Origin of the sequence: Nocardioides sp. CPCC 206348, assembly GCF_048654705.1 — a bacterium.
GTDB lineage: Bacteria > Actinomycetota > Actinomycetes > Propionibacteriales > Nocardioidaceae > Nocardioides.
Genome location: NZ_JBMCZA010000217.1, coordinates 51252 through 52579, shown reverse-complemented (window position 1 = coordinate 52579; position 1328 = coordinate 51252). Strand labels below are relative to the sequence as shown.

The window sequence follows — 1328 nt, the reverse complement described above, 5'->3', positions numbered from 1 at the left end:
CACCGACCTGGACGCGACCCGGCGCTTCTATCGCGACGGACTCGGCTGGACCCCGGAGATCGACGTACCGGGCGAGGTGCTCATGTTCCGCGCGGGCGAACGGCTCATCCTGTCGCTGTGGGACCGCGCCGCATGCGAGGCCGAGGTCGGCACACTGATGAGCGGTCCCGGCATCGCGCCCCTGACGATCTCGCACAACATGCCCTCGCCCGGAGGTGTCGACGAGGTGCTGGCGACCGCGAAGGCCGCCGGAGCCCCGCACGTCCAGGAGGCGACGCAGCGCGACTGGGGCGGCTACTCCGGCTACTTCTCGGACCCCGACGGCTTCCGGTGGGAGGTCGCCTTCAACCCCAGCCCGGTCGGAGACATCGTGCTGCCGTGAGCCTCAGCGCTCGATCTGCTGCAGCACCGACCGCGCCTGGGCACGTGCGCCGGCCGCGTTCGGGTGCGCGGGTACGGCGACCGCGAGATCGTTGAGCGAGATGACTCCGAGGCCTTCGACGTACCGGGTCAGCGGGCCCGTGCACACGTGGTGGCCGGTGCTCAGCGGGTGGGTGTCGACCAGTTCGGCACCGCCGCGCCGCGCGGCCTCGGCCAGCATCGCGTTGAGCTTGACGAACACCGAGCTCAGGTACGCCATGTCGGTGTTGGTGATGGGCACGATCGGCCAGCAACCCCGCGTGGGGATGGCGTCCAGGTAGTTCACCAGCAGCACCCGGGCGCGGGGCGAGCGTCGCTTGATCTCCTTCAGGGCGGCGACCACCTTGTCCTCGGTCGCGGCGACGTTGTCGGCCAGCTGGTCGAAGCCGCCCGCGGTGAACCGCTCCTTGCAGCCGCCCAGCGGGAGCGACGTCTCGTCGATCAGCGGGATGACGTCCGGGAACGGGAGCACCGGAGTCGGGATGCTGATGGGCGACGCGGAGATGCAGGAGACCGCGCCGGAGGCCACCTCCGCGTCGTTGCCGCCGATTCCGACGGTCACCAGGTCGGTCGTGGGCGTCAGCCGGTCGAACTGGGGCGGGTTGGTGCCACCGAGCGGCAGCCCGCTCTGCGGCTGGGTGAAGTGCTCGGTGGTCGCCGATCCGCAGGTCGCGTCCCGGAACACCGGGATCGCCAGGGCGGCCGCCACGATCTTCGGGTAGTTGGTGTGCGACTGGAAGCAGTCCGTCGGTGCGTGACGTGCATCGGGGAACCCGTTGCGGTCGAAGAGCACCACGTCGGCCGACCACGAGTCGCCCAGCGCGACGTACTCCTGGTAGCGCGGGGTGACGGCGGCGTGCGCTGCCGGTGCGGATCCGGACGAGAGCAACGGGAGGGTGGCCAGGCCG

Annotated in this window: 2 protein-coding genes; one reads left to right on the top strand and one right to left on the bottom strand. The window is 70.9% G+C overall.

The window, feature by feature from the left end:
- On the top strand, positions 1-382 hold a 382-nt coding region (locus ACOADB_RS24005), incomplete at its 5' end, for a VOC family protein (protein WP_378604715.1).
- Between the two features lie 3 nt (positions 383-385).
- Here the strand turns inward: ACOADB_RS24005 and ACOADB_RS24000 are convergent.
- Positions 386-1328: SGNH/GDSL hydrolase family protein (locus ACOADB_RS24000; RefSeq protein ID WP_378604712.1), on the bottom strand; the 943-nt coding region annotated here is incomplete at its 5' end.